General features: G+C 62.1%; 23 protein-coding genes. 13 read left to right on the top strand and 10 right to left on the bottom strand.

The genetic code is table 11. From position 1 onward, the window contains the following. The first annotated feature begins 200 nt into the window (after positions 1–200). From pnp to A0U93_RS14980, 3 genes are all read left to right on the top strand, one after another. The gene (pnp, locus tag A0U93_RS14970; RefSeq protein ID WP_077808033.1) at positions 201–2,354 is read left to right on the top strand and encodes a polyribonucleotide nucleotidyltransferase; all 2,154 of its coding nucleotides are present in this window, start codon (positions 201–203) and stop codon (positions 2,352–2,354) included. Positions 2,355–2,426: 72 nt separating this feature from the next. Then, on the top strand, positions 2,427–3,857 hold the full coding sequence (locus tag A0U93_RS14975; protein WP_077808034.1) for an NAD(P)H-dependent flavin oxidoreductase: 1,431 nt from the start codon (positions 2,427–2,429) through the stop codon (positions 3,855–3,857). Positions 3,858–3,860: 3 nt separating this feature from the next. Further along, positions 3,861–5,858 carry an FUSC family protein gene (locus A0U93_RS14980; protein ID WP_077808035.1) on the top strand — a complete coding sequence of 666 codons (1,998 nt, stop codon included), beginning with the start codon at positions 3,861–3,863 and terminating at the stop codon, positions 5,856–5,858. Here A0U93_RS14980 and A0U93_RS14985 read toward each other — a convergent pair. The 5 genes from A0U93_RS14985 to A0U93_RS15005 all read right to left on the bottom strand — a co-directional run bounded on the left by A0U93_RS14985 (position 5,855) and on the right by A0U93_RS15005 (position 11,443). Next, positions 5,855–6,277 (bottom strand): DUF1489 family protein, encoded by a 423-nt coding sequence (locus tag A0U93_RS14985; RefSeq protein WP_077808036.1) that lies wholly within the window; start codon positions 6,275–6,277, stop codon positions 5,855–5,857. The two genes, A0U93_RS14980 and A0U93_RS14985, sit on opposite strands and share 4 nt — an antisense overlap. 5 nt (positions 6,278–6,282) lie before the next feature. Beyond that, entirely contained in the window at positions 6,283–7,371 is a 1,089-nt protein-coding gene (locus tag A0U93_RS14990; protein WP_077808037.1) for a nucleoside hydrolase, read from the bottom strand. A 90-nt stretch (positions 7,372–7,461) separates the two neighbouring features. Beyond that, on the bottom strand, positions 7,462–8,622 hold the full coding sequence (gene hemW / locus A0U93_RS14995) for a radical SAM family heme chaperone HemW (protein WP_077808038.1): 1,161 nt from the start codon (positions 8,620–8,622) through the stop codon (positions 7,462–7,464). A gap of 2 nt (positions 8,623–8,624) precedes the next feature. Continuing rightward, entirely contained in the window at positions 8,625–10,655 is a 2,031-nt protein-coding gene (locus A0U93_RS15000; protein WP_077808039.1) for a potassium transporter Kup, read from the bottom strand. 83 nt (positions 10,656–10,738) lie between these two features. Further along, positions 10,739–11,443: a YggS family pyridoxal phosphate-dependent enzyme gene (locus A0U93_RS15005; RefSeq protein WP_077808590.1), complete on the bottom strand. Its 705-nt coding sequence runs from the start codon at positions 11,441–11,443 to the stop codon at positions 10,739–10,741. Between the two features lie 56 nt (positions 11,444–11,499). Between A0U93_RS15005 and A0U93_RS15010 the strand changes: the two genes are divergently transcribed. From A0U93_RS15010 to A0U93_RS15025, 4 genes are all read left to right on the top strand, one after another. Beyond that, complete coding sequence (locus tag A0U93_RS15010; RefSeq protein WP_174807211.1) at positions 11,500–12,792, top strand: RsmB/NOP family class I SAM-dependent RNA methyltransferase; 1,293 nt, start codon at positions 11,500–11,502, stop codon at positions 12,790–12,792. A 100-nt stretch (positions 12,793–12,892) separates the two neighbouring features. Continuing rightward, complete coding sequence (rpe, locus tag A0U93_RS15015) at positions 12,893–13,567, top strand: ribulose-phosphate 3-epimerase (protein WP_077808041.1); 675 nt, start codon at positions 12,893–12,895, stop codon at positions 13,565–13,567. A 58-nt stretch (positions 13,568–13,625) separates the two neighbouring features. After that, positions 13,626–15,440 (top strand): heparinase II/III family protein, encoded by a 1,815-nt coding sequence (locus A0U93_RS15020; RefSeq protein ID WP_077808042.1) that lies wholly within the window; start codon positions 13,626–13,628, stop codon positions 15,438–15,440. A 32-nt stretch (positions 15,441–15,472) separates the two neighbouring features. Beyond that, positions 15,473–16,588, top strand: a complete 1,116-nt coding sequence (locus A0U93_RS15025) for a glycosyltransferase family 4 protein (protein WP_077808591.1) — start codon at positions 15,473–15,475, stop codon at positions 16,586–16,588. Here A0U93_RS15025 and A0U93_RS15030 read toward each other — a convergent pair. From A0U93_RS15030 to A0U93_RS15050, 5 genes are all read right to left on the bottom strand, one after another. Beyond that, positions 16,583–17,200 carry a response regulator transcription factor gene (locus A0U93_RS15030; protein ID WP_077808043.1) on the bottom strand — a complete coding sequence of 206 codons (618 nt, stop codon included), beginning with the start codon at positions 17,198–17,200 and terminating at the stop codon, positions 16,583–16,585. The genes A0U93_RS15025 and A0U93_RS15030 overlap by 6 nt on opposite strands. Then, a complete protein-coding gene (locus A0U93_RS15035; protein WP_077808044.1) occupies positions 17,197–18,297 on the bottom strand; it encodes a sensor histidine kinase in 1,101 nt (366 codons plus the stop codon). The genes A0U93_RS15030 and A0U93_RS15035 overlap by 4 nt, the downstream gene beginning before the upstream one ends. Then, positions 18,294–18,839, bottom strand: a complete 546-nt coding sequence (locus A0U93_RS15040; protein ID WP_077808045.1) for a hypothetical protein — start codon at positions 18,837–18,839, stop codon at positions 18,294–18,296. The genes A0U93_RS15035 and A0U93_RS15040 overlap by 4 nt, the downstream gene beginning before the upstream one ends. A gap of 91 nt (positions 18,840–18,930) precedes the next feature. Then, positions 18,931–20,175, bottom strand: coding sequence for a tyrosine--tRNA ligase (gene tyrS / locus A0U93_RS15045; RefSeq protein WP_077808046.1), 1,245 nt, complete (start codon positions 20,173–20,175; stop codon positions 18,931–18,933). Between the two features lie 141 nt (positions 20,176–20,316). Next, complete coding sequence (locus A0U93_RS15050) at positions 20,317–20,982, bottom strand: alpha/beta hydrolase (RefSeq protein WP_077808047.1); 666 nt, start codon at positions 20,980–20,982, stop codon at positions 20,317–20,319. Between the two features lie 229 nt (positions 20,983–21,211). Here A0U93_RS15050 and A0U93_RS16530 point away from each other — a divergent pair, with 229 nt between their 5' ends. From A0U93_RS16530 to A0U93_RS15075, 6 genes are all read left to right on the top strand, one after another. Beyond that, on the top strand, positions 21,212–21,358 hold the full coding sequence (locus tag A0U93_RS16530; protein WP_169852785.1) for a hypothetical protein: 147 nt from the start codon (positions 21,212–21,214) through the stop codon (positions 21,356–21,358). A gap of 131 nt (positions 21,359–21,489) precedes the next feature. Then, positions 21,490–22,581, top strand: a complete 1,092-nt coding sequence (locus A0U93_RS15055) for a cysteine desulfurase family protein (RefSeq protein WP_077808592.1) — start codon at positions 21,490–21,492, stop codon at positions 22,579–22,581. After that, on the top strand, positions 22,578–23,747 hold the full coding sequence (locus A0U93_RS15060; RefSeq protein ID WP_077808048.1) for a cysteine desulfurase family protein: 1,170 nt from the start codon (positions 22,578–22,580) through the stop codon (positions 23,745–23,747). Before A0U93_RS15055 ends, A0U93_RS15060 begins: the two co-directional genes overlap by 4 nt. Then, positions 23,735–24,049 (top strand): ferredoxin family 2Fe-2S iron-sulfur cluster binding protein, encoded by a 315-nt coding sequence (locus A0U93_RS15065; RefSeq protein ID WP_077808049.1) that lies wholly within the window; start codon positions 23,735–23,737, stop codon positions 24,047–24,049. Before A0U93_RS15060 ends, A0U93_RS15065 begins: the two co-directional genes overlap by 13 nt. A gap of 43 nt (positions 24,050–24,092) precedes the next feature. Then, entirely contained in the window at positions 24,093–25,184 is a 1,092-nt protein-coding gene (mnmA, locus tag A0U93_RS15070; RefSeq protein WP_077808050.1) for a tRNA 2-thiouridine(34) synthase MnmA, read from the top strand. Next, a complete protein-coding gene (locus A0U93_RS15075) occupies positions 25,181–25,846 on the top strand; it encodes a glutathione S-transferase family protein (RefSeq protein WP_245824951.1) in 666 nt (221 codons plus the stop codon). Before mnmA ends, A0U93_RS15075 begins: the two co-directional genes overlap by 4 nt. Position 25,847 lies beyond the last annotated feature (1 nt).

Here is a 25,847-nt window from a genome sequence, read left to right on the forward strand (position 1 = left end):
CGGCCGGTTTATATCAGCCGTGATCAATGCGGCAGGAACCGAAGCGGACGGGCTTGCCGGCGTTTCAGGCCACATGGTGACAAGACGGATTTCCCGTGTTTCTGCCATGCCGTCCGAAGCGCTGTCCTTAATCCTCCAATGTCCCGCGACGCTGACGGAACAGCCTGCCTTTCGATCCATGGCAGTTCCAGGAGGAATACATGTTCGATTATTTTCGTAAGGAAATCGAGTGGGCGGGGCGTCCGCTTGTGCTTGAGACGGGCAAGATTGCGCGGCAGGCTGATGGCGCGGTTGTCGCCACGTATGGCGATACCGTGGTGCTCTGCACGGCTGTCGGTGCGAAGTCCGTCAAACCGGGGCAGGATTTCTTTCCGCTGACGATCAACTATCAGGAAAAGGCTTTTGCCGCCGGCAAGATTCCGGGCGGATTTTTCAAGCGTGAGGGTCGGCCCTCGGAAGCGGAAATCCTCAACGCGCGCCTGATTGATCGTCCGATCCGCCCGCTTTTTCCTGACAATTTCCGCAATGAAGTTCAGGTTGTCGCGACAGTTCTCAGCCACGATATGGAAAACGATCCGGCAATCGTTGCCCTGATCGGATGCTCGGCGGCGCTGACACTCTCTGGCATTCCCTTCTTCGGTCCTGTCGCTGCGTGCCGCGTGGGCCGGATCGACGGCAAGCTGACGGTCAATCCGACATTGGCGGAAATGAAAGGCAGCGATCTTGATCTCGTCGTCGCAGGCACCAGCGAAGGTGTTCTGATGGTCGAGTCGGAAGCGTCTGAACTGTCGGAAGAAACGATGCTGGAAGCTGTGACACTGGGTCACGAATCCTTCCAGCCGGTCATCGATGCGATCATCGCGCTGGCGGAGCATGCCGCCAAGCAGCCTTGGGAGCTCGAAGGGCCGACAAAGGAGCAGATCGCGCTGCGCAAGCGTGTGGAAAAGATCGGCACCAAGCTGATCGCCGACGCTTATAAGGAAAAGGTCAAGCAGGCTCGTTACGAGAAGGTTGCCAAGGCCAAGGCGCGTATCAATGAAGGCCTTGTCGAGGAAGGTCTCGATGTCGAGCTTGCCAAGCCGATGCTCAAGGAGCTTGAGGCTCAGGTCGTCCGTGGCGCGATCCTGAAGACCAAGACGCGCATTGACGGCCGCGACTTGAAGACGGTTCGTCCAATCGTTTCCGAGGTTGGTATTCTGCCGCGGGCACATGGTTCGGCGCTGTTTACGCGTGGTGAGACCCAGGCACTGGTTGTGGCGACGTTAGGCACCGGGCAGGACGAGCAGGTCATCGATGCGCTCGAAGGTGAATATCGTTCGAACTTCATGCTGCACTACAATTTCCCGCCCTATTCGGTTGGTGAATGTGGTCGCATGGGGTCGCCGGGTCGTCGTGAAATCGGTCATGGCAAGCTGGCATGGCGTGCGATCCACCCGGTTCTGCCGGGTAAGGACAAGTTCCCCTATACGCTGCGTGTCGTCTCCGAAATCACGGAAAGCAACGGCTCATCGTCCATGGCAACGGTCTGCGGCACCTCGCTGTCGCTGATGGATGCCGGCGTGCCGATGCCGCGTCCCGTCGCGGGCATCGCCATGGGGTTGATAAAGGAAGATCGCGGTTACGCTGTTCTTTCCGATATCCTTGGCGACGAGGATCACCTGGGCGACATGGACTTCAAGGTGGCTGGAACGGAAGCGGGCATCACCGCGCTCCAGATGGACATCAAGATCACCTCCATCACGCCGGAAATCATGCGTGTGGCCCTGGAGCAGGCGCGTGAGGGTCGCATTCATATCCTCGGTGAAATGGCCAAGGCCCTGACGGAAGGCCGCGGCGACGTATCGTCCAATGCGCCGAAGATCACCACGCTGAACGTGCCGAAAGAGAAGATTCGCGACGTGATCGGCTCGGGTGGCAAGGTCATTCGTGAGATCGTCGAGTATTCCGGCGCCAAGGTCGATATCGGGGATGACGGAACGATCACCATCGCCGCGTCCAATGACGAGCAGGCCCAGAAGGCGATTTCCCGGATCGAGGGCATTGTGGCGGAACCGGAGATCGGCCGTATCTACGATGGCAAGGTCGTCAAGACCGCCGATTTCGGGGCATTCGTTAACTTCCTCGGCCCGCGTGACGGGCTGGTGCATATCTCCGAACTGGCTGATGGCCGGGTCGGGCGCACCACGGATGTCGTCAAGCAGGGCGATGCCGTCAAGGTCAAGGTCATCGGCTTCGATGATCGCGGCAAGGTGAAGCTTTCGATGCGGGTTGTCGATCAGGCGACCGGCGCCGATATCACCGAAAGCGTGGGTGCCAAGCCTGCTCGTCCGCCGCGTTCGCGCGACGCAGAATAAAACTGTTGCGACATATCGTGATGAACGGCGCCCCGGCAAGGTTTATCACGATGTTGAGGTATAGAGACGATAATGAAGTTGATCGATTCGGTTCGTATGGCGGGCCGGGATGTTCTTCCGCTGGTCGAGGGCGGCAAGGGAGTCTCGGTTTCGACGGGCGTATCCGCCGGTTACTGGGCGGCCGCAGGCGGTGTCGGTACCGTTTCGGCCGTCAATGCCGATAGCTACGATGAGGCTGGCCATCCGGTTCCGCAGGTCTATCATGGCCGGACACGACGCGATCGACAGGAAGAACTTGTGCGATACGCCATCGATGGCGGCATTGCGCAGGTTCGCGCGGCCCGCGATATCGCGGGCGGTCGTGGCATGGTCAATGCCAATATTCTCTGGGAAATGGGTGCGGCCGAGCGGGTCATCACCGGAATTCTCGAAGGTGCGCCCGGTTGTATTGATGGACTGACCTGCGGCGCGGGCATGCCCTACAGGTTGTCAGAGATCGCCGCGCATTTCGGTGTTCATTACTATCCGATCGTGTCTTCCGCCCGGGCTTTCAATGCCTTGTGGAAGCGGTCCTACAACAAGACGGCTGAATTGCTGGGTGGCGTCGTCTATGAGGATCCATGGCGCGCCGGCGGCCATAACGGGCTTTCGAACACCGAGAACCCGCTGGCCCCGGAAGAACCGTTTCCGCGGGTTCTGGCACTGCGGCAGACGATGAATAATTATGGCTTGTCGCAGACGCCGATCATTATGGCTGGTGGCGTCTGGTGGCTCGAAGAGTGGGAAGACTGGATCGGCAATCCCGATCTGGGGCCTATCGTCTTCCAGTTCGGGACACGTCCGCTTCTGACGGAAGAAAGTCCCATTCCGATGGCATGGAAACGTCGGCTGCGCACCCTTAAGCAGGGGGATGTCTATCTTAACCGCTTCTCGCCGACGGGCTTTTATTCTTCAGCGATCAACAACAGCTTCCTGCACGATCTGCTGGGCCGCTCCGAGCGGCAGGTGGCCTATAGTTCCGAGCCGGTTGGGGACCATCTTGAGCCCTACGGCGTCGGTGTGCGCAAGCGGCTTGTCTATGTCACGGCGGCGGATCTTGCGCGGATCGCGGAATGGGAAGCTGAAGGTTTCGACGAAGCCATGCGAACGCCCGATTCGACGCTCGTCTTTGTGAGCGCCGATGACGCGCAGCAGATCGTCGCCGATCAGGCTGCCTGCATGGGCTGTCTGTCGGAATGCCGCTTTTCCAACTGGAGCCAGCGGGGGCCGACCTATTCCACCGGGATCAAGGCAGACCCGCGCTCGTTCTGCATTCAGAAAACCTTGCAGACGATTTCGCATGCCGATGAAGCCAATGGGATTGCGGCTGCCGATAACCTTGTCGATCATAACCTGATGTTCAGCGGCACGAATGCGTGGCGCTTCGGCTCGGACCCGTTTTATGCGGACGGCTTCACGCCGACCGTCAAGCAACTGGTCGAGCGTATCCTGACGGGTCGCTGACGTATGGGCGACGCGTCATCGCACGCGCCGTCGTTTTCGCGTAGGTTGCTTGCCGCATTGTCACGCCGTCTGGCGCGACATGCGATTGCACTGACGCCCGAGCAATTCAGTCTTTGGGAAGGCCTTCGCGCCGCCGTGGCGACAGCGACGGCGCTGGTCCCAGCTCTGTATCTGCATCGGCCTCTTTACGCATGGATTGCTTTCGCCACGTTCTGGGCATGCCTGATCGATCCGGGTGGAACCGATCGGCAGCGTGTGCAGATACTGGGTGGGTTCACGCTCTACGGTGGTGTTGTCGTCGCATTGACGACATGGCTCGTGCATTTTTCGTCGCTTGCCGTTTTTCCGATTCTGCTGCTTGTGGGGATCGGGAGCGGTCTGGCGCGCATGTTCTCGCCAGTCGTCATGCAGCTTTGCCTGTTGATCGGCGCGGCATCGGTGGCGGCAACCGGATTTCCCCAAGGTATTACAGGCGCCGTCCTTACCGCCACGCTATTTATGGCCGGGTGTCTCGTTGCGCTGCTGCTCTGTCTTATCCTTTGGCGGTTGCAGCCTTATGCGTCGGCAAGAAAGGCGGTCGCGGCGATCTATCAGGCGCTCGAGATTATGTTGTCCGAGCTTTCGATGGGCAGGCTTCGGGAAACCGTTCATCGACAGGCCGTTCGCAACGCCATAGAACGTGCGCGTGCCCTGACGGTCCAGCTTGACGCAGGCCATGGCAATAGCCTCATGCGGGTGCGTCTTGAAGCGAGCCTGGCAACAGCGGAGCGCCTGTTCACGGCGATGCTGGCCATTGAGCATCTGTTCGAAATTCGCGGCCCGAGACCATTCGAAAAGTCCGAACTGGCCCGTCTGGCGGCATCTTGCCGCGAAGCCGCCCGGCAGGTTCAACGTCTCGAGCCAGCGACACAGGCGTTGAAAGTGCAGGCGGAGCGGGTTCTCGCGCGGGATGTCCGTTCATCGGACGAGCCATCGGCCCATCTGCTACGTATCTGTGCGGATGCCTTGTTGGGCCTTGCATCGGCCTTGATGAATGCGCAGGCCAATCTCGACATCTCCGCCGCCGCTCGGCGGTTTGCCCGACCGAGCGCGGCCATCTGGCGACATGCGGGCAGGTTGTCCATCGCCCTGGTGTTGACGCAGGCGGTTTGCCTCTATTTCCGGCTAGACTATGCCTATTGGGCTTTGATCGCCGCGTTGCTTGTCGTGCAGCCTGCTGGCTTCACGACGCTGACGCGCAGTCTCGAGCGGCTTGTCGGCAGCATTGCAGGCAGCATTCTGGCCGCCGTGCTTGGCAACTGGCTGCATGAAATTGCGCCACTGATGGGGGCGATCACGATTTTAGCATTATGTGCGGTTGCCATGCGCGGCGTGAACTACACGATGCTTGTGTTGTTCCTGACAAGCCTCTTCGTATTGGTTGCGGATCTGGTGACGCCAGGTCCGAGGCTGGCGGCGCTACGCGCCGAGGACAATATCGTTGGTGCAATCATCGGTTTGGCGTGCGTCGTGTTCCTGTGGCCGGAGCGAGACAGCGGCGACATGACACATCTGCTGCAACAGGCACTCGCCGGTAATCTGGAATATGCGGCTTACATCATGGATGGCATCAATGATGCGCCGACGCGGGCGGCGATGGCGACGACCCAGCGCGATGCCGGTGTGGCCACTATCGGTGCAGAGTTTGCCCGTGGCGGCCTGCCGCTTCTCGGCGGTCTGACGGCGAGCAGCGTGACGGGCCGTAGAGCGCGCGAGCATATCGAGATTTTGCGGGCATTGCGGCGTCTCAGTGGGGAGGCGACGTTACTGCGTTTCGATATGGAAGCTGGACTGCGTCATGCGAATCCGGTAGGGGCGGCGCAACTGCGCGAGATGGCGCAATATGTTCGAAGTGGCAATGCCGAGGCACTGAAGCAGGTCGTCTCGGACCTGACGACCGGGCAAATTCTGCAGATGGTCGCGGCGACGGGCGCGATGGCCGATCGTTCAGTGTCAGGCTAGATCAGCGCCAGTCCGGCCAGGGCACGACGCAGGGATGGCGGCAGGTCTTCCAGCCCCTGTGTCGCGGGGTCGCCAGCGCAAAGATCGCCCGGTGCGTCGTCTGGCTCCAGATAGCGCCAGCCCTGGAACGGGCGCACGGGACGCGGCGAGACGGGGATGATATCGTCGCTCACCAGGATGAGTGTTCCGCTGCTGCCGTCGGCGCGCTTGACGGCGCGAAGGTCCGTGATCGGTTGCCGACAGAGCATCATCCCGTCCAGCACGCGATAGATCGACCCACCGGACAGGATCTCCGTCGCGCGCTTCGGCATGGTACGGGTATGGATCACCCCGTGACCGTCGACGCGCTGCTCCTGCATGCGTGTAGCCAGCATGTCGAGAGTTGGGCAACCAACGGCGAGTTTGATGAGATGCAGCACGGCGTTCAGTGAGTGCCCATGGCATTCTGTGCCGCCTGTGCGAATTGCTTCATGAAACGGGCAGTATCGACGGACTGGACGATCCGGACCTGGCGCACGCCCATCCGTTTCGGTGCTAGCGCCTCCGGCCAGACATAGGCGTGACCGTAGCTGATGCCTTTGCCCGTCTCCACGTCCATGTAGGCATCCACGGACCTGGTGATGAGAGACGGATCGGCCGCGACGGCGGATGCAACTTCATCCCACATCGGCAGCGGGGCGTAGTACTTCAGCATGTAGTCCGTCACCGGCGTGTGACGCGCGTTCGTCAGTTTCGCCATGTCGTCATGGGACATCATGATATCGTTGGACACGTTGGCGATCGACGTGATGCGCGGCCAGGCTGCCGTCAGGGTGATGTGCGCCGCTTCGGGGTCGAAGATCATGTTGAAGTCCGATCCGTTATCGGCGTTACCGGTGACCGACATGAGGTTGAGATCGATATAGGCGCCCATGAAGACAAGTTGCTTCGCCGTGGCGGCGAAGCTGGGATCGAGGCGGATGGCCAGCGCCAGATTGGTCATAGGACCAGCCTCGACGATGGTGACCTGATGAGGATGCGCATGAACCTGCTGGATCAGGAACATGGCCGCCGGCAGGTCGCCGGCCTTCAGCGTGGGTGTGCCCTCGGGCAGCTTGCCGAGTGCCGGCTGCGTATCGGGTGTCTTGTCGATGCTGCCAAGACCGCCCCATGCGCCTTTCCACGGGATCGTGCCGAACTGGACCTCGCGGAGCCTCATCAGTTCGACCGTGTTGACCAGCGGTTGGGTTGCGCCGTCATAGACCGGGATATCGCGATGGCGGGAAATCTCCAGAAAGCGGCGAATATGTGCGGACTCGGCGTTTTCCCAGTCGTCGCCTGCCGCAACGGTCAGGCCAAGCAGCCGGATATGAGGATTATTGAGGAACGGCAGGATGGACTGCACATCCGATCCGCCCGGGCCGAGGAAATCGTTGTCTTCGATCACAAGTTCCGGGGTCGTCTGCGCCTGTGCGACCATGCTCGTTGCGCCGAACAGCGCGAGGGAAAACAGCGATGGGATCAGTCGGCGCATGAACGGTCGTTCTCCGGAAGGATGAAAGGAAGCTGAGTCATTACGATAGAGGGATTGAACCTGAAAGCGGTTCATGCGGCAATCTGCGTGTCAAAGCACGAGTGCGCCGAGTAGCGCTTCAAGCCGCAAACGTCCCTGATGGGTGGCCCGAAGTCGATCGGACCCGTGTTCGAGATAGCCTTCGGCGATCGCGGCTTCGAGTATGGCCTCATCGACGCAGTCGGCCAGCGCGCGGGACGTTCGCGCCTCGAAACGTCGAAGGTCTATGCCCTCGGCAAGGCGCAAACCCATCAAAAGGGCCTCGCGTCCGCACTCTTCCGCGTTGAGGGGCGTTTCCTGCGTGCTACCGCTACCACGGGCTTCCACCCGTTCCGCCCAGATTTCCGGTGCACGATGCCGGCGGGTTGCGTGGAGTTGCCCGTTCAGCGTCAGGCGGCCATGAGCGCCTGGTCCGATGCCGAGATAGTCCTGATAGCGCCAGTAGACGAGATTGTGGCGGCTCTCCGCGCCGGGACGGGCGTAGTTCGAGACCTCATAGGCCTGGAGGCCGCGGGTCTGGGCGATCTCACCTGTCATATCGTAGAGCGCCGCCGAAAGATCGTCCTCCGGCAGGATGATCTTGCCTTGCCGGTAGTGCCCTTCGAACACGGTGCCGGGTTCGATGGTCAACTGGTAGAGCGACAGATGATCGGAGACGAGATCGAGTGCCGTTTCAAGCTCATGACGCCATGTCAGGGCCGTTTGCTCCGGCCGGGCGTAGATGAGATCGAACGATATACGGTCGAAGATCTTGCGGGCCGTTTCCAACGCGGCCACCGCCTGTCGCCCCGAATGCTCGCGTCCAAGTGCCCTGAGGGCGTCGTCGTTCAGACTCTGGACGCCAAGCGATACACGGTTGACGCCCGCCTGCCGGAACGCCGCCAGCTTATCGCGTTCGACGCTGGTCGGGTTGGCTTCCAGCGTGATTTCGAGATCGGGCGCGGGATCGAACAATGTCGTGGCATCCTCGATCAGTGCCGCCACTGTTTCCGGGTCCATCAGCGAAGGTGTGCCACCGCCGAAGAATATCGAGCGTAACGGGCGTCGTCCCAATCGTGCGGCGTCGTTCGACAGTTCGCGACGGAGCGCGTCTCGAAAACGCGCCTGCGGAATGACGTCGCGCACATGGCTGTTGAAGTCGCAGTAAGGGCACTTGGCCAGGCAAAATGGCCAATGTACGTAGAGCCCCAGCGGTTCCGAACGGTCGGGCACGATCAGATCGCGATCCGGACCCCGAGTTCGACCACGCGGTCCGGCGGAATACGGAAGAATTCCGTGCTCGGGATCGAATTGCGGGCAAGTAGAAGGAAAAGCCACATCCGCCAGAGAGACATCTTCGGCAATGTCGATCGCACGACGAGTTCGCGGGAGACGAAATAGGAAGCCTGGATCGCGTCGAATTCGACGCCGATCGCATTAAGTTCCTCGAGCGCGCGGGGCAGGTTCGGAATCTCCATGAAGCCGTAGCGCAGAATGACGCGATGGATGTTGGGTGCCAGTTCCTGCACCATGGCGCGATGGCCGCGTTCGGCTTCCGGCTGGTCGAGATTTTGCACCGTCACGAAAAGCACATGATCGTGTAGAACCTTGTTGTGCTTGAGATTGTGGAGGAGACAGGTGGGTACCTGATCGGGGTTCGCGGTCAGAAAGACCGCCATGCCCGGCACGCGGAGCGTACGCGATTGCGGCAACCGCGCCAGGAAGGATGCGACGGGCAAGCTGTCCGCCTGCTGGCGGGCGCGGATGAGGTTGCGGCCGCGCTGCCATGTCGTCATCAGGATGGTTGCGGACACGCCAATGGCCAGAGGAACCCAGCCGCCATCCGGAATCTTGAGCACATTCGCCGCGAAAAACGTGGTGTCGCTGAGGAAGAAGAAACCGAATACGACGCCGACGACAGGCGCACTCCATTTGAAGACACGGCGAAACACGACCATGGCCAGCGCGGCGGTGCACATGAACGTACCGGTCACCGCGATACCGTAAGCAGCGGCCAGCGCGGATGAGGAGCGGAAGGAGACGACCAGAAGCAGGGCGCCGATACCGAGCAGCCAGTTGAAGACCGGCAGGTAGATTTGCGCTTCTTCTTCCGCATTCGTGTGGGTAATGCGCATGCGCGGCAGATAGCCCAGTTGAATCAACTGCCGGCACAGTGAGAATCCGCCCGAGATACCGGCCTGACTGGCGATGACGGTCGCCATCGTCGCGAGGATGAGAAGCGGGATCTGCGCCCAGTGCGGTGCGAGATGGTAGAAGGGGTTGGCAAGCGCCTCCGGGTGACGGAGCAGCAATGCGCCCTGGCCAAGGTAATTGAGTGTCAGTGCCGGCAGAACGAAGAAAAGCCAGGCGTAGCGGATGGGGCTTCGGCCGAAATGCCCCATATCGGCATAGAGCGCCTCGGCGCCGGTCACGGACAGCACGACCGAGCCGAGAGCGATGAAGGCGAGCCAGCCATGGAAATAGACGAACTGCAGGGCATAGAAAGGCCAGAGCGCCCAGAGCACTTCCGGTGCATGGACGATGCTGCTGATGCCGAGGAGGGCGATGGTGAGGAACCAGATCAGCATGATCGGTCCGAAGGCGCGACCGATGGTGCCGGTGCCGAGCGCCTGAACGCTGAACAGCGCGATCAGGATGACGATCGCCACGGGAATGATGATATGAGCGGCCGAAGGGATTGAAACCTCAATGCCTTCCACGGCCGACAGGACGGAAATGGCGGGCGTGATGATGCCGTCGCCGAAGAACAGGCATGCCCCACCGATGCCCACCAGGCCGAAGATCCATCGGAACCTGGGCGATTTGCAGACGCGCTGGGCGAGGGACATCAGGGCGATGATGCCGCCTTCGCCGTCATGGTCCGCGCGCATCACGAGGAGCACATATTTCAACGTGACGACCAGCATGAGCGCCCAGAAAATCAGGCTCTCGATACCCAGGATTTCCCATGGTTTCGCGGGGTGCGCGACGGAGCCCACGATATTGACCGAGGACTGAAGCGCATAGAGCGGGCTCGTGCCGATATCGCCATAGACAACGCCGAGCACGCCCAGCAGCGCCGCGGCACCGACCGGTGTCCGATGATCCCGCGCGTGCTCGTCCGCGCCGAACTCATGCGCGTTGCCGCGTCGCGCTGCCTGGTCTGCTGGCTGCGCCAATGAACCGGCGCCCGCGACAAGGCCGACGGGCGCATTCGATAACGAATGGGATTGCGGGGCAGACGTCGCGTCCGGCCTGTCAGTCATCAATTGTCCATCATTGCAAACGCCTGAAATGACCGCATACGATCCTTTCGGCGTGTATCGCAAGCGGGACGCGCATTATTCGATCAGGCGCCGATGGCGGGGCGGGCGCCGAAAATCGCCGTGCCGACGCGCACGAGGGTTGCGCCCTCGGCGATCGCTGCCTCGAAATCGGCGGACATCCCCATGGAAATTGCCGGCAGTTCTGCCTCCCGCGCCGTCCGCGCCAGCCACGCGAAGTGCGCGCGCGGGTCCTGGTCTTCCGGCGGAATGCACATGAGACCCCGCACACGATCGCCAAAACGGCGCTTTGTCGCGTCGATGAAGGCTGCTGCCTCGGCGCGCGGCACCCCGTATTTCTGCGGTTCGTCACCGGTGTTGATCTGGACGAACAGATCGGGCAGGCGGCCCAGCCGATCTCCGGCACGTGCGATCGCGTCGCTGAGGGGCGGGCGATCCAGACTTTCGATAACATCGGCGATGCGGCAGGCGGCCAGGGCCTTGTTCGTCTGCAGGCCGCCGATGATATGCAGGCGCAGGTCAGGCCAGCGCGTGCGAAGCGTGGGGAACTTGCTTTCGGCTTCCTGAACGCGATTCTCGCCGAAAATGCGCTGCCCCGCCTCGAGTGCGTGCGCAATGCTTTCGGCTGGATGGAATTTGCTGACGGCGACCAGCTGGACGTCTGAAGAGGGCCGGCCGCATGCTTCGGCTGCGGCGGCGATACGTCCGCGCACGGCTGCGAGACGTGTTGAAATGTCGTTTTCGGTCATGATGCTCCGCCCGGATTGCATGGCTTCGTCTCGCAAGGGGTAGCGCGCGAGCGCGCGAAATGCCATTGGCTGGCGGAATGTCCAAACCGAATACTCCCGCCCGGCACCGCCCTCATCGTCCTGCCCCACGCCCGGATGCCGATCCGACGCGCGATCTCGCTTTCGATATCCTGTGCGGCGTTGTCGAGCATCGCCGCATGCTGGAAACGACTCTGGACCGCAGTACGGTCGCGGATGCACGGGATCGTGCGAGCGCCCATCGTCTTGCGGCAACGGTTCTGCGGCATATGGGCAGTTTGACGGAACTTCTCCAGCCGCTTTTGCGCCGGGAGCCGCCGGCCCCCGTTCGCTGCGCGCTCCTGATGGGCGTGGCGCAACTCCGTCTGCTGGCGACGCCGCCGCATGCGGCGGTCGGCACGATTGTCGCGCTACTGCGGCGGCGTGGTCTCGCACCGTTCGCGGGCCTGGCGAACGCCGTGTTACGTCGTGTCGCCCGAGAGGGAGACACGTTGGCGGATGGCCTGGACGACGCGCGGCTCGATGTTCCGCCATGGCTCTGGTCCGCATGGGGCGATCGTGCGCGATCGATCGCGGCCGGGTTGCATCGTGAAGCGCCGCTCGATCTGACGATGCGCCCCGGTGCTGAAGCGCCGGCGGGTGGCGAGGTCTTGCCGAACGGCAGCATACGTTTTCCGGTGGGAACGCGCGTGACGGAACTGCCGGGTTTCGAGTCGGGACAGTTCTGGGTGCAGGATGTTGCGGCATCGATGCCGGCGCGGCTTCTGAATGCCCAGCCCGGCTGGAGCGTAGTCGATCTTTGCGCGGCGCCGGGGGGCAAGACCGCCCAGATGGCAGTCTCCGACGTGCGGGTAACGGCGGTCGAGCGTGATGCCGCGCGAATTGTTCGGCTGCAGGAAAATCTGGCACGATTGAACGTGGAGGCCGAGTGCGTCACGGCCGATGCGACGACGTGGCGTCCGGCGGTGCCCGTGGATGCGGTGTTGCTGGACGCGCCATGCTCGGCGACCGGCACGTTGCGGCGACATCCGGACGTCCTGTGGGTCAAGCGTCCGCGCGATGTCACGGCTCTGGCCGAGGGGCAGGACCGACTGATCGACGCGGCTTACGAGATGCTGCGTCCCGATGGAATCCTTTTATATGCGGTATGTTCATTACAGGATGAGGAAGGGCCGCAGCGGATTCAGGCGGCCCTGAAGAAGGGATGGCGGCTCGACCCGTTCACGCCGGACGAACTGGCAGCCATGCCGATGGCGCGGACGCCAGAGGGCTATTTCCGCACGCATCCCGGCATGTGGCTGGAGCGCGGCGGCATGGACGGCTTCTTCGCAGCCCGTCTGCGGCGGGTTTGATATCCTGCCGGTCACGATTTCGAAGGCAGGCGTTCGGATTTTCGTGATCGTGCCGTCTATGCCTTGCGCTTTGCCGGTGTTTGGCTCTTAAATCGGCTCCATGGTCGCGCTGCATTCCCCCCTGATCGCTCCAAGCATCCTTTCCGCCGACTTTGCCCGTATGGGTGAGGAAGTGGCGGCTGTCAGCCATGCCGGTGCAGACTGGCTGCATCTTGATGTCATGGATGGGCATTTCGTGCCGAATATGACGTTCGGCCCCGGGATGATTGCGGCATTGCGGCCCTATACGGACAAGCCTTTCGACGTGCATCTGATGATCGATCCGACGGACCCGTTCATCGAGGCGTTCGCCAACGCCGGAGCGGATCATATCCACGTCCATATCGAGAATAACGCTCATGTTCACCGTTCGCTCCAGCATATCCGGGCGCTAGGCAAGAAGCCGGGGATCGCCATCTGCCCGGCCACGCCGCCGGAAGCGCTTCAGTATGTGCTGGATCTTGTGGACATCATCCTCGTCATGACGGTCAATCCCGGTTTCGGTGGCCAGAAATTCCTCGAGAGCCAGTTGCCCAAAATTCGGACGCTGCGCCGCATGGCAGACGCGACAGGTCGCGATATCCGGATTGGCGTGGATGGCGGCGTGGACGTGCATACGGCGCGCCTTGCGACGGAAGCGGGGGCCGACATGATGGTGGCGGGAACCTCGGTTTACGGCAGGAAGGATTACGAAAGCGCCATTATGGCCCTGCGTGAGGCAGGGCGTCCCTCCTGACAGTTACCCGACAGGATATCCCGAGGATCGGCCGAAAGATGGAGTCTGCGAAACTTTTATGATGCGTCGCTGGACGCGCGAGGCGCGGCTATCTCTTGCTCGTTTGCCCAATCTGCCGGGGCTGGCGCGCGCGCCCAGCGCGCCGGCGCATATCATTCGCGACTTGTGGCCTGGCGATGCCGGGCACGGCGCAAGGTTGATCAAGGGGCATTTTCATTTCGGCTTTCGTGATCACAAGCTCAATCTGAACGACTGGGAGCACGTCGAACTGCCCGGCCCCGAGCGGGAGTGGCTTCATGGGTTCACGTGGTTGCGCGATCTGCGTGCGCTCGGCAGTGACGAGGCGCGGCTCTGCGCCCGCGCCATCGTCGGTAGCTGGCTTGATCATCCGCCGACCGACCCCCTGATCGTCGATGCCGCGACCACGGGCGCGCGACTGGCGGCCTGGATGGGTCATTACGATTTCTTCGCCGCTTCGGCCGATGAGGTTTTTCGGCAACGGCTGATGGATCGTCTGCTGGTGGAGGGGCGGACGATCGCGGCCCTGCTGCCGCTGCCGGTTCAGGGCTGGCGCGGACTGACGGCGCTCAAGGGACTGCTGGCGGCGGCTGTCTCCATCCCGAGTCAGAGCGGCTTTCTGTCGCGTTTCCTGCGCTATCTCGATCAGGATATTGATCGGCTGCTGTTACCCGATGGCTCTCTTGCCGAACGCAGCCCCGAGGCTCAGCTGCAGACGGCGCGGGAACTGGCGGAGATGAGCGCGATCCTGCGTATGGCGCAGATGCCGCCAGCGCCCGCCGTGATTGCTGGATTGGCGCGTGTCTGCCCGGTGCTGCGCGCGATGCGTCATGCGGATGGCGGTCTCGCCATTTTCAATGGCGCATCCGAACATCCGCCGGGCTTTGTGGAGATGGTGTTGCAGCACGGTGCACGGCAGCGCCTGTTGGCGCCGTCCATGCCGGATAGCGGTTTTATCCGCGTTGCCGCGGGCAAGTCCCTGCTGTTCGTCGACGGCGGAATGCCGCCGCCACATGGATTCGATCGGATGGCGCATGGCGGACCGCTGTCCTTCGAGTTCTCCCATGGTCGGCAGCGACTGTTCGTCAATTGCGGCAGCGCGCCCATGGGGGCCTGGGAGCACGCTCTGCGCGCCACGGCGGCGCATACGACGCTTGTGCTCGACGACCGGTCCTGTGTCGATTTCGCGGCGGATGGGGGTCTGTCGCGCCGTCCGGCGCATGTCACGGCCAGGCAGACCGCGCAGGACGGCGCGCACTGGCTCGATCTGTCGCACGATGGCTATCGCACGACGCTGGGCGCGAACTGGCGGCGGCGGCTTTATCTCAATGCCGAAGGTAGTGATCTGCGTGGCGAGGAAACGGTCGAGGCGGAGAGGGAAGTGCCCGTTGCTTTACGCTTCCATCTCCATCCCGATGTCAGTGCGCAGATTTCCGATGAGCGGGATGAGGTCATCCTGCACGCTGAGGAGAATATCTGGCGCTTTCGGCATGACGGCGGGGCACTGTCTCTGGAGGACAGTGTTTACACCGGTGACGGCCAGCTGAGGCGGACTGCGCAGATCATCATCACGGCGCCAGTGCCGCCAAAGACGGCACCGGAGATCGTGCAGGACGATGTCGTGGCCGATACGACGGATAGTCTGGACGTTCTCGACCAGGCTGAAGAAGCTGGCGCGGAGGCACGGAGCGACACGGCCTCGTCGCATGCCGAGACGCCGGCGCCCGAAGTGCCGGGCACAGACACGGCTGCGGCCGATAGGGTAGATGAGTCATCCACGAAACCGTCGCTCGGTGTGACGGCGCAGGCATTTCGCCAGACCATTCACTGGATGCTGGAAAAGGTGCCGGAATGACGATGCGGTCGGGTGCTCCCCGTCCGCATGCGTTGAAGATTCTTGAAGTGACGAATGTGGATTTCTCGATGCGGCAGTTCCTATTGCCGCTTATGAGAGCACTGCGTGAGGAGGGCCACGACGTCGTGGGGGCGTGCGCGGATGGCCCCGATCTGGACGTTGTCCGGGCGGAGGGTTTCGTCGTTCGTGCCATGCCGCTTGTCCGGTCATTCTCGCCACTGGCGCAGGCGCGTGCGTTTCTTGCCTTACGCCGGCTGATTAAGCGGGAACGTCCGGATATCGTGCACGCGCACATGCCGATCAGTGGGCTTCTGGCGCGTCTGGCGGCATGGCATTCCGGCGTGCCGGTTGTGGCCTACACATGCCATGGCTTCCTTTTCAATCAGCCCGGGAAACTGACGCGGCGCGTTCTGGCGCGGTGTCTGGAATGGCTCGCCGGACGTATTACCGATGTCTACATGACGGTGTCGGATGAGGAGGCGGCAGACGCGCGGCGTCTCGGCATTCATCCAGGGCCGGTTTCGGTCGGGAACGGTCGTGATCCGGCGCAATTCCAACCGGACCCGGTCGCGCGTCAGGCGGTTCGCGCGGAACTGGGCGTTTCGCCGGAACGCATCGTCGTCCTCGCGGTATCGCGTCTTGTGCGACACAAGGGTTATCCGGAGCTTCTGCGCGCCATGGAAAGCGTGCCGAATGCGGAACTCTGGGTGGTGGGATCGCGGTTGACGTCCGATCATGGCGACGACATGGGCATGTCCTTCGCGCACGCTGAAGTGGTTCTGGGCGATCGGCTGAAGCGTCTGGGTCATCGGGCCGACGTGGCGCAGATTATGGCGGCGGCGGATATTTTCGTATTGCCAAGCCATTTCGAAGGCCTGCCGATGTCGGTGATCGAGGCGATGCTCAGCGGATTACCGGTCGTGGCAACGGATATCCGTGGTCCGCGCGAACAGGTGGTCGATGGCGAGACAGGGCTGCTGGTGACACCCGGGCTGGCGGCGCCATTGGCCCGAGCCTTGCAGCGTCTTGCGAACAACGCAGTCTTGCGAGCGAAGATGGGTGTGGCAGGCAGGGCGCGCGCCTGCGCATTATACGATGAACGTGCGGTGACGGCGCGTATCGTGCGCCTGCTCACGTCACCTCTATAACCAGCCGTTTCGCCGGGCAATGCGTCCCGCATCCATGCGGTTTCGTGCGCCGAGTTTCTGCACCGTTTCCGAAAAATAGTTCCGGATGGTACCGGGGGACAGGGACAGCGCTTCGGCGATCTCCTGGTTGCTGCGTCCTGCTTCCGCCATACGGAGGATGGCGCGGTCGCGATCGTTCAGGGGGTCGGGGGCAGCATCCCATACTGCGTCCGCGAGTTCCTTTGCCACGGCGCGCCCACCTGCCGCCACCTTGCGGATCGCATCGGCCAATTGCGTTATGGGTGAATCCTTGAGCAGGTAACCGCGCACGCCGGCGTCGAGGGCACGCTTCAGATATCCCGCGCGGCTGAAGGTCGTGACGATCATGACCTGCGTGCGCGCTTTTTCCCGACGAAGCTTTTCAGCCAGGTCGATGCCGCTCATCTGCGGCATTTCGATATCGGTGACGACGATATCGGGTTGGTGTTCGGTGATCATGGCGTAGGCGGCCTGCCCGTCGGGCGCATGACCGACGACTTGCAGGTCGCCTTCGAGTGAGAGGAGGGTGACGATCGCCTCACGCAGCATCGCCTGATCCTCGACGATCACCAGACGGATTTTACGTTCGGTCATGACGATGCGCCCAATCTTGCCGTGACACGCAATCCTTTCGTGCCCTGTTCGATATGCAGTGCGCCGCCCGCCGCCGCAAGCCGGCTGCGCATGCCGCGCAAACCGTGGCCTTCGGTCAGCGGCTTGCGCGCGTTGACGGGAATGTAGGCTTGCCCGTCGTCCTCGATGATCATGACGGCCGTCTTGCTGCGTTCCTGCTGCAATCGGATTGTGCAATGGGCCGCCTTGGTATGGCGAATGATATTTGTGACCGCTTCGCGAAGTGCCATGGCCAGTATGCCGTCCTGGGAGACATCGACGGCTTCGGGATCGCCGGAGAGCTGCATTCTGATGCCGGCGCTGCGCAACGATGACTCGGCTTGGGCGACCTCTCTCGGCAACGAAGCGCCATGCATGCCGGCGACGGCGGCACGGACTTCACGCAGGGACTGGCGGGCGGTTTCGGCGATTTCCTGGATTTCGCGCCGTGAGCGGGACGAGTCCAGCGTGTTGAGACGTTCCGCCAGTTCCGCTTTGACGGCGATGACCGTCAGCGAGTGGCCGAGCAGGTCGTGCAGGTCGCGCGCGATCCGCTCGCGTTCCGTGCTGGCGGCGAGATGTCGCACCTCCTCCTGCGTTTCGAGAAGTTGGCGATGACGGCGCGCGAGATCCGTCGTCAACGACGTGCCGGCAAAAGAAGCGATGCTGAAGCTGGCGCCGAACACCGCATCCGGCCAGGGCCGATGTGTCCACCAGCAGAACAGGCCAAGGATCAGCAGAACGAAGACGAGAGAGGCGACCGCGCGGTGGCGTGATGCGTATCCGGCGAACGTCGCGCTCGCGTAGACGATGAAGACGGTCCAGATGCCATGGAACGGTGCCATGGCGAACGCGATGCCGGCGATGGCCCATCCTTGCCAGAAGGCTGGTTGAAGGGGGGCGTAGGACAGATAGATGGTCAGAAATGCGATCAGCCCGACGCCGCTGCCGACGATATCCAGTGTGTGGAAGCCGTCATAGAACCAGGGAATGGGATAGATGATGAGATAGACAAGATAGAACCAACGGAACCGGCTCGCACCATGTGGGCCGCGGAACGTTGCGGAAATGGCGTTCAAGCGGTCTGTTCCACGGAGAGCGGTGTTGCCATACGTCCCAATCTCAGGGCGCAGCCCGTCCACACGGCCAGCGCCGTTCCGGTTCCGGCGATTGCCTGATGTGCCGTTGCCGGGAAGGGGAGGGATATCAGCGTGACGAGGACGACAGCTGTGCCAACGAACAGATGGATCGGTTCACGCATTGCGATGCCCAGCGGCCAATAGGAAATGCCGATGATGAGGCCGAAGAGCGGCAGCAGCAATGCCTGTTGATGGAATATATGACAGATATTCCCGACGATGGTGAAGGCGATGATGCGTCCGATCCGCGTATAGCGTGAAAGGCGGATATCGACTGTGATTTCAGGACGTCGCAGGATGATGTCGCGCCAGACGAAACCTGCCAGCAAGGCGCCTGTCACCGGTCCGATGACGAAAAGCGCGGCAGATAGCGGAACATGTAGGGCAGTGGCGGCACGCAAGGCCCAGAAAGCAGCGAATAGCAGGCCTAATGCGTCGGTCAACAGACCGCGAAAGGTTATTTCACAGCGATTCGATGGCATGAACGGATCTCCTGTTGCGGTCGTTTCGTAGACAGCAACAGGAGGGGGTGGGGCGCTATGCCCCTCGATCAGCGATATGACCTGACAAATGTCATGCAGGCTGAATCAGGACATGGTGTTTCTTGCCGGAGGACAGCTTGGCGACGCCGTCCCGAAGATCGGCATGCGTGACGCTCTGGTTTTCGTCCGTGATGACGATATCGTTCAGTCGTGCGCCGCCGCCCCGGATCAGGCGGCGAGCTTCCCCATTGCTGGTGGCCAGACCGGCCTCAACGAGTATGCGGAATGCCGGCGTTCCCTCATCCAGCAGTTGGGCGGTGATATCGCGACGGGGCAGCTCACCGGCGAGAGCGCCCTGTTCGAAGGTCTGCCGGGCAGCCTCGGCCGCCGCTTCGGCGGCAGGACGTCCGTGGCAGATGGCCGTGGCTTCCGTTGCGAGTATCTTTTTGGCCTCGTTGATGTCCGCGCCCTGCAAGACGCCCAGTCGCTCGCATTCCTCGACGGGTAATTCGGTGAAGAGCTTGAGGAAGCGCCCGACATCGGCATCCTCCGTGTTGCGCCAGAATTGCCAGTATTCAAATACCGGCAGGCGTTCGGCGGAGAGCCATGTCGCGCCTTTCGCGGATTTACCCATTTTCGCGCCGGACGCGGTTGTGACGAGCGGGGTTGTGAGACCGAAAACCTGCTTGCCGTCAGTGCGGCGCACCAGATCGATGCCCGCGACGATATTGCCCCACTGGTCCGAGCCGCCCATCTGGAGGCGGACATCGTGACGGCGGTTCAATTCACGGAAGTCGTACGATTGCAGGATCGAATAGTTGAATTCGAGGAAGGTCAGGCCCTGCTCGCGATCAAGGCGCTGCTTGACGCTATCGAAGGAAAGCATGCGACTGACCGAGAAATGGACGCCTACGTCCTGAAGCAGATCGATGTAGGACAGCTTGTCGAGCCAGTCGGCGTTATTCGCCAGGATGGCGCCATTGTCCTGTTCGTCGAAGTGGAGAAATTGCCGCAGGCTTCCCTCGATGCCGTTGAGGTTATGCGCGAGTTTCTCCGGGCTCATCAGGGCGCGTGCCTCGTCCCGGAACGAAGGATCGCCAATGCGCGCCGTGCCGCCGCCCATCAGGGCGATCGGCCGGTGACCATGCCGTTGAAGCATGCGCAGCGCCATGATGGACAGGGCATTGCCGACATGCAGCGAGTCCGCGGTGGGATCGAACCCGATATAGGCGGTGATCGGTCCGGCCAGCATCGCTTCGTCCAGGGCATCGAGATCCGTGCACTGGAAAATGAAACCGCGCGCCTGGGCGTCGCGGAGGAAGGCGCTTTTGGGCATGATCGGGTCCGTTATTCGTTCGTTCGGCTAGCGTCCTATCATGAGCGGCACGTCGCGAGAACCTTGACTCGAACGGTAACAAAAAAGGCGGCCCATCAGTGCGGAACCGCCTTTTCTGATGACTGACAGGAAAAGAGATGCTCAGTCGGCGGCAAGTGCGAGGGAGCGACGCGCCAGCATGGTCGAAACGTGATCTTCCAGCGCTGTGGAGACCTGATCCGCCTGCTGCGCGAAGATATGGTCGGCGTCATCGAAAATACGATAATCGACCGTGACGTTCTTCTGGGTGTTCAGCTTATCCACCAGCTTGCGGATGCCAGGTTCCGGCGCCATTTCGTCCCGACCGCCTGCAATCATCAGGCCGCCGCACGGGCATGGCGCGAGGAACCCGAAATCGTAGTCATTCGCCGGTGGGGCGACGCTGATCCAGCCGCTGATCTCCGGTCGGCGCATCAGCAGCTGCATGCCGACGAAGGCGCCGAAGGAATAGCCGGCGATCCAGAGCGTGCTGGAGTTCGGGTTGACCATCTGCATCCAGTCGAGTGCCGCCGCGGCATCCGAAATTTCGCCGATGCCGCCATCGTATCGGCCCTGGCTGCGGCCGACGCCACGCGAATTGTAGCGCATGACCGAGAAGCCCATTTTCTCGAAGCTGCGATACATCGAATAGGTGATGCGGTTGTTCATGGTGCCGCCATGCAGCGGATGCGGGTGCAGGACCAGGGCGAGCGGCGCATTGGGCTCGTCGGAGTGGTGGTAGCGCCCTTCCAACCGGCCGTCGGGACCGGCGAACATGACTTCTGGCATTAAAGTGCTTCCGCGATATTCTGGTGCCGTCGTTTGGCGTGACGGCGTGTTGTTGAGGTAATCGTGCCCAAGGCTTTACGATGCCATAGCCTCGGCCGCACGGATCGCAGTCGTGACAGGAGGTGTCCGATCCTGCGCAGTGTCAGGATATCCTGCTCAACGCGCCACGTTCAGCGCGTCCGGAAGAGTTGCCCGGACCGTGGTACATTTTGCGCATCGGCGCCGAAAGATGAGCGGAACGACGTGGACACAGGCATGGACGAACTCCTTATCCTGGCTGACGGGACGGCCACGCGATGCAACAATCCTGTCCGGAAATCTGATGCGCGAAACGGGCGGTGTCGCCGACGATCGCGTATCGGGTTCCGTTTGGTGAGGCGTGTATAACGGTCCTGAATGGCAAAATTCCACAGAAATCGACAGTAGACGTAAATTCTTGTCGATATGGCGTCATCATCATCGCGGCTGCTTGTGTTCGGGAGCGGCAGATACGATGTGATGATTGTCATGACAGTTTATCTCGATGCGAACGCGACCGAAGTGCTGCGTCCGGCGGCGCTCGACGCCATGGTGTCGGCGTCGGTGCTGGCAGGTAATCCTTCGTCGGTCCACGCTGCCGGCCGTGCGGCCCGGCGGGTTCTGGAGGATTCACGGACTGTGTTGGGACGCTCTTTCGGCGTCGATGCCGATCAGGTCGTGTTCACCTCGGGCGGGACGGAGGCGAATGTTCTGGCGATCCATGCGTTCGGGCAAGGGCGACCGATCATGATCGGTGCGACCGAACATGACGCTGTGCGGCAGGCGGCGCCGCATGCCGTTGTACTGCCGGTCGGGCGTGACGGTGTTCTGGACCGGCAAGGTCTTGGCGCGTGTCTGGCGGAGGCACCGGGCGCTTTCGTCTGCGTGATGGCTGCGAACAATGAGACGGGCGTGCTGCATCCTTTGCATGAGGTATCGGCGATCTGCGCGCGTTATGGCGCCTGGCTTCATGTCGATGCCGTCCAGCAGGCCGGTCGCGTCCCGCTGGATTTCGCCACGACGCGCGCTGACAGCATGGCGATCTCCGGTCACAAATTTGGTGGGCCTAAAGGTGCGGGCGCGCTGTTGCTTCGCGAGAGCCGGAAGGTGGCGCCGTTGATTGCCGGCGGCGGGCAGGAGCGGGGCCGCCGGGGCGGCACCCCGGCGTTGCCGGCGATTGCGGGAATGGCGGCCGCGCTGCCGGTCGCCCTGGCGCAGGACTGGACAGTCATCGCGCGGCTAAGGGATGCCATCGATGTTGCGGCGAGGCAGGTTGGCGCAATGGTTGCCGGAGATGGTCTGGCGCCACGCCTGCCGAATACCACATGTCTGGTTCTGCCGAACGTGCCGGCGCAGACACAGTTGATGGCGCTGGATCTGGCGGGTTTCGCTGTTTCGGCGGGGTCGGCCTGTTCTTCCGGCAAGGTGACGGCATCGCATGTGCTGATGGCGATGGGACTGAAGAAGCTGGCGACGCAGGCAATCCGCGTATCCCTGCCATGGAATGTCGAGGCGGCGGCGGTGGACAGGTTTATCATCGCTTACGCCGAGTTGGCCGGGCGATTGGGGAAGCGGGCATGAACGTTTATCTCGACAATCAGGCTACGACACCCTGCGATCCCCGTGTTGTTGAGGCCATGTTGCCGTATTTCACCACCGTTTTCGGCAATCCGCACAGTGCCGGTCATGCCTTCGGTCACGCCGCTGCCGCCGCGGTCGAGATCGGGCGCGAACAGGTTGCATCGCTCATCGGCGCGGAGGCCAGGGAGATCGTCTTCACGTCCGGCGCGACCGAGGCGAACAATCTGGCCATCAAGGGTGCCGTTCGGCACCGGATTGCGCAGGGCAACAAGGCCCGTCGCGTGATTACCGTCGCGACCGAACATAAATGTGTGCTCGAGTCCGTTCATGAGCTTGCAGCGGAAGGCTGCGAGCCGTTGGTATTGCCGGTTCAGCCGGACGGTCGGCTCGATCCCGGCCTGCTGGCTGATGCGTTGCGCGTGCCGACATTGCTGGTCAGCATCATGGCGGCCAATAACGAGACAGGTGTGCTGCACGATCTTTCGCTATTGGCACCCATCGCGCGTGCGGCGGGAGCGACGATGCACAGCGACATGGCGCAGCTCGCAGGAAAGCTGCCTGTGACACTCGATGATTGCGATCTTGCCTCCTTCTCCGCCCACAAGATGTATGGGCCCAAGGGGGTTGGCGCGCTTTATGTCCGTCGTCGACCCCGCGTGCGCCTGCAACCGCTATTCTCCGGCGGCGGTCAGGAAAGGGGTCTGCGTTCGGGAACGTTGCCCAGTGCGTCCATCGTCGGTTTCGGCGTGGCGTGTGCCCTGGCGCAGGCCGAAATGGCCGATGAGGCGCGCCGCACCCGGATGTTGCGCGATCGGTTGTGGGAGGGGCTGCACCGCGCGATGCCTGGCCTCGTCAGCAACGGTGATTCGCAACATCGTCTGCCCGGTGCCCTTAACCTGCGCCTCCCGGCGCCGTTGCGCGCGCTGGAACTGATCGACGCGATGCCGGATCTGGCCGTCTCCACCGGATCGGCCTGTTCGTCGGCCGATGTCGTGCCGTCATATGTCTTGACGGCCATGGGGCTCACGGCAGAAGAAGCGGCGAGAAGCTTGCGTCTGTCTGTCGGACGCTTTACCTCCAGCGCGGATATAGCGCAGGCGATCGAAATCGTTTGCCGCGCACTGCACTCATTGGCTTTTCAGGACGGATCGACATGCCTCATATGATCTTCATCGAACGAGACGGGACGCGCCGCGAGGTGGATGCGCCGCTCGGCCTTTCGGTTCTGGAGATCGCCCACAAGCACGATATCGACCTGGAAGGCGCTTGCGAAGGTTCGCTGGCCTGTGCGACGTGTCATGTCGTTGTCGATCCCGACTGGGCGGCCAAGCTGTCCGCGCCGACGGACGATGAAGAAGACATGCTCGATCTGGCTTTCGGGCTGGAGAAGACGTCGCGTCTGGGTTGCCAGATCGTGATGACCGATGCGCTGGACGGGCTGACCGTTCGGTTGCCGAAGACGTCCTGAGTTTTCCGTTCCGCCGAAAGCGGCGGCTGGTTGTGGAGTATCCATGCGTATTCTCGTCGCCATGTCCGGCGGCGTCGACAGTTCGGTCGTCGCGGCACTTCTGAAGCAGGAAGGGCATGACGTCATCGGCGCGACGCTGCAACTCTATGACCACGGTGAGGCGACGAAAGCGGGTTCGTGCTGCGCCGGGCGCGACATCATGGATGCGCGGGCCGTGGCCGATCGGCTGGATATTCCGCATTATGTCATTGACGCGGAAGAGCGTTTCAGAAATAGCGTGATCGAACGCTTCGCGGACAGTTATGCGCGGGGCGAGACGCCGGTGCCGTGTGTCGCCTGCAATCAGGGCGTGAAATTCACCGATCTTCTGGGCATGGCGCGCGATCTTGGATGCGAGGCGATGGCCACGGGGCACTATGTGCGCCGGATCGAAAAGGACGGAACGGTGGAACTGCATCGCCCCGTTGATCTGTCGCGCGACCAGTCATGGTTCCTTTTCGCCACGACCCGCGATCAACTCGATTTTCTGCGTTTTCCGCTCGGCGCGATGCCGGACAAGGATGCGGTGCGGGCCAAGGCCGAGGAGCTTGGGCTGGCGGTTGCCACGAAGCCGGACAGTCAGGATATCTGCTTCGTACCAACAGGTTCCTATGCCGGGTTGGTCGAAAAGCTTCGGCCGGAGACCGGTGCGGCGGGAGAGATCGTGAATGCGGACGGTGATATCGTCGGGCGGCACGATGGCATTGCCCGCTATACGGTCGGTCAGAGCAAGCGTCTCGGCGATATCCATACGCAGACGAAAGATGGAGCGCGCCAGATGGTGACGCGCATCGACGCGACGACGCGCCGCATTGTCGTGGGGCCGAGACAGGGTGCGGGGCGGCATCGCTTTCGTCTGCGCGATATGAACTGGCTGATCGATGCTGGCGAAGAGGGCATTCGGTGCAGCGTGCAGATCCGGGCGAGGGAAGCCGTTCGGGAGGCGTGGATCCGGCAGGAAGGCAACCATACGGTGGTTACGCTTGATGAAGCCGCCATGCCAGCGCCGGGACAGGCCTGCGTGCTCTACCGGGACTCTCACGTACTGGGGGGCGGATTCATTACCGCGGATATCGAAGAAGAGAGCGCGCAGTGACAGTGAACCGGCAAAACCGCCTCGTCATTGGCACCCGGCGCTATTCCTCCTGGTCATTGCGTGGATGGCTCGCGGTGCGGTTGGCGGGACTGGACGTGCAGGATGTTGTCATCCCATTGCGCGGTGGTGGTCAGACAACCGAAATTCACGATGTTTCCCCGAATGGGCTGGTTCCGTATCTTGAACATGACGGGGCATGTGTCTGGGAAAGTCTGGCGATCTGCGAATATTGCGCTGAACATGAGCCGACGTTGTGGCCGTCGGATCGACTGGCCCGCGCCCATGCGCGAAGTGTAAGCGCTGAAATGCATGCCGGTTTCTCTGCGCTGCGGCGCGCATTGCCGATGAATCTCGGTCGTTTCGCGCCGCGCGCCGCTCTCGATGACGCGGCAATGCAGGATATCGCGTCGATTGATCGCCTGTGGCGTGCTGCTCTCGCACAATATGGCGGGAAATTTTTGTTCGGCGACAAGTTGACGGTTGCCGACGTCATGTATGTGCCGGTCGTCCTTCGATTTGAAAGTTACCAGATTGCGACATCTCGGCCGGTGCAGGATTATATGAGGGCGATCGTCGCGCACCCGCTCGTGCAGTTGTGGCGAGACCTTGCGGCACAGGAACCGGCGGCCTGGCATCTGGAACGATATGAGGCGCTTGATTGAT

Origin of the sequence: Neoasaia chiangmaiensis (genome assembly GCF_002005465.1) — a bacterium.
In the GTDB taxonomy this organism is placed as follows: domain Bacteria; phylum Pseudomonadota; class Alphaproteobacteria; order Acetobacterales; family Acetobacteraceae; genus Neoasaia; species Neoasaia chiangmaiensis.